This window comes from Clostridium sp. MCC344, assembly GCF_018785365.1.
In the GTDB taxonomy this organism is placed as follows: Bacteria; Bacillota; Clostridia; order Lachnospirales; family Lachnospiraceae; genus Pilosibacter.
Genome location: NZ_WQPQ01000114.1, coordinates 70514 through 74068 on the forward strand (window position 1 = coordinate 70514; position 3555 = coordinate 74068).

Below are 3555 nucleotides of genomic sequence, written 5' to 3' on the forward strand. Positions count from 1 at the left end.
GAAAAGAGAGATGAAGAAGCGCGGAATGAAAAAACGTGTTCTGGCAGCACTCATGACGGCCTGTATGGTCGTTGGGTCTGTGCCGGGAGTGTCGTTGGCGGATGCTACTACAGATAACTCTGGAATAAGCTATACGCTTGATGGAGTTAAGACAACAGATAGCGCGAAAACGGCTATTACATTAAACAAAGAAGCAAAACCGGCCGGTGATGGCAAATATGACATTACATTAACGGTCGATGCAACCAAGGCAAAAGATCAAATTCAGGTAAAGCCTACAGAGGTTGCTTTTGTGTTGGATGCATCCGGATCTATGGCATGGTGTACGGATGAAACACATGACCACAGATCAGCAAGTGGTGGAAAAAGCTGTCGCTATAATCATGATTTATACGTTTCCCGGTGGACCACGGCAGTTGATGCAATTGATAATATGAGTAAAGAGCTGAAAGCTGCCGGAGTAAATTGTAGTTATATTCGTTTTTCTGATAAAGCGGAAGATGTTAAAGACGCTTCCAAATATAATACGCGTTCACCTAAGGGTGGAACGAACCTTAGCGCTGGTATAAAAAAGGGAATTGAAGTTTTAAATAAAAAAGATGAAAATTCAAATAAAATTTTAGTTATCCTTGCAGACGGCGGAAGCGATGATGGATATATGGAACATCATGGTGAGTGGACTGGGTGGTTTGACAATTACTATGATGATGAACAGAAGATTTTTAGCGATTTTAAGGAAAACGGAAAAGTCTATACAGTAAGTTTTGCATGGAATAAGACAGATGATTTAATAGGTACTTGGTTAGATCATGAAAGTAAATTTAAAAAACTTGCCTCTGACTCATGTAATTTAAATGCAAAAAATGCTGAGGAGTTAAAGCAGGTATTTGAAACGATCTCTAAAGATATCACGAGTGGAATTAACGATCCGTTAGGTGAAAACATCACCATGACAAGCGGAACGCTTAAAGCAAGTGATGGATCTGCCAGCTACGATGAAAATACGAACACGATCAAATGGAATTCCAACGGTACAATGAAAGATAAGCTGACATTGACTTATACCGTGGAACTGACAGAAGAAGCGAAGAAAAAGGTCGGAAAGATTGATTTAAACGGCAATGCAGAATTCAACTATTCCTATACAAAAGATGGTAATAAGGTAGATAAGCACATCAAGTTCCCGAAACCGTCTATTACAGGCGCAACATTGACAGTCAACTATGTTGATGAAAGTGGTACTTCTGTTCAGGATCCGGTAACGGAGTGGGTAGGCTTTACCGGTGAAAAAGCTTTTGAGACAACGATTCCACAGACCGGTGCTGAGCTTACAATTGGCACGCAGAGTTATCGTGTAACAGGTGTAGAATCAGATGATTTTGCAATGACATCATTGATGGTGCATCCGCTGAAGGCAACAGAAGGAAAGGCATACAGCGTTACGGTTTGTTTGACGAAGGTCGAGACACAGCCGACTATTTACAAGGTCACTTATGATGCAAACGGCGGTGCATGGGATTGGTCCTTCTCAAAAGATGGATACAACTTAAATGCGACAAGCGGTGCCGACAAGCTTACAAAAGAGAATGCAAGAGGTGAAGAAACTCTTGAACTCTTAAATGGTAATGAACTTCCGACACGTGCGGATTATGATTTTGACGGATGGTATCTTCATGATCAGAAACTTACTTCTGAAATGACAGTAGCAGATGCTGCCGGTACAAGAACTGAGGTTGTGGTAAAAGCACACTGGAAGGAAAAGAAACCGGAAGTTCCGAGTAAACCGAAGGACACAGAAATTGTGCCTGCAGTGATCGTAGAGTGCCTCAATGCTTCCAATTCCGGTCATGAGGCAAAACAGTATGATTTAAACATTCCGAACAGCTATGAGATCGGAGAAGTAAGATCTGTTAATGGAAAATATGTCAGCACAGTGAAAGTAATCAGTGCATATTACGCAATGCAGTATAATGCGGATGTACATTATGATCATGCAGTGACAGTTAAGAATATTACATACGATCTTACATGGAACGCAGATACAAAGACATGGGAAGCACCGGCTCTCACAGAAATTCCAACGATTAAGGTAAACTGTGCAGGGGACAAACCGGAGAAACCAGTGGATACGGAAATTGTGCCTGCAGTGATCGTAGAGTGCCTCAATGCATCTAATTCCGGTCATGAGGCAAAACAGTATGATTTAAACATTCCGAACAGCTATGAGATCGGAGAAGTAAGATCTGTTAATGGAAAATATGTCAGCACAGTAACAGTGATCAGTGCATATTACGCAATGCAGTATAATGCGGATGTGGATTATGATCATGCAGTGACAGTAGAAGATATTACATACGATCTTACATGGAACCCAGTGACAAAGAAATGGGAAGCACCGGCTCTCACAAAAATTCCAACCATTAAAGTAGATTGCTCAAAGGATACTCCAATCCCGACTGATCCGGAACTTCCGGGATTTAAAGAGTTAGAGGATCTTATCGAAGGAGTCGTTCTTGTTCATACAGGCAGCAATGCAGCAGCTCATCCGGATGAGGATTACACTCTGATGGAGGATGGATATGAGATTTCATGGTATGGAACTACAAAGGCAATCCTTACAGTAAAGGTAGCGCCGTATGTAAGCAAATATATTGCAGCCCATGGCAATCATGACGTTAAGGGAGCCGCTTCAGCAAAACTGATCCTTGCTCGTACGGATGGCGGTTGGGATATCGAAGAGGGTACAACACCGATCAGATTCTTTGTGAAGTGTACCGAAAACAATCCGGAGAAACCGGCTCTTCCGAAATATGATGATCTGAAGAAGCTGTTTGGAGAAACGATCAATGTAACCTGTGAAACAGATGAGCAGCACGCTCCGCAGTCCTTCGGTCTTATGGCCGGAACTTACAGCGTCACAAGAGATAAGGAAGACGATAACGAGGCAGTTGTTACTGTATTTGCAAAAGATTACATCAAGGCATATGCAGATGGAAAACATACAAATGCAGGAGACGATGCAGCAACAGTCAAGCTCTTCTGCGATGAGGACGGCAAGTGGTATTCTGAAAATCAGGAGATCGTGATCAACTTCAAAGCAAAATGCGAGAAAACACCGGAGACACCTGAGAAACAGTACACCGAAATCAAGTTCGTTGTTGTAAACGGAACATTTACAGAGAACGGTCAGACAGAACTCACAAAGACCTTTGAGGTTGGAACGAAGCTCACGCTTGCGGATATTCCAGCATCCAAGGGAAAGAGCAGCAGCTACAGCGATCAGACCTGGGATAAGTTCCCGGTTGGATATGTTGTAGGAAAAGATGGAACGACCTTCACGATCACTTACAGGTGGAGATCAAGCGGCAGTGACAGTGATGACAGCGATTATGACTATGGCACCTCCACAAGAGGCAAAGCCACAAACGCAGCCGGTAAGTCCGGACGCTGGATCTTAGAGGGCGGCGAGTTCACGGAGGACAACGGAAGACTTCCGTCCAACGAGTACTTAAAGATCGGTGATACGATCTACGGTTTCTACACCTACGGATTTGC

The 3555-nt window shown here is 43.1% G+C and carries 1 protein-coding gene; it reads left to right on the forward strand.

All coding sequences use genetic code 11. The features are described from left to right. Positions 1-25: 25 nt before the first annotated feature. A partial coding sequence (locus tag GPK90_RS18360; protein WP_215703626.1) for a vWA domain-containing protein occupies positions 26-3555 on the forward strand: 3530 nt, incomplete at its 3' end.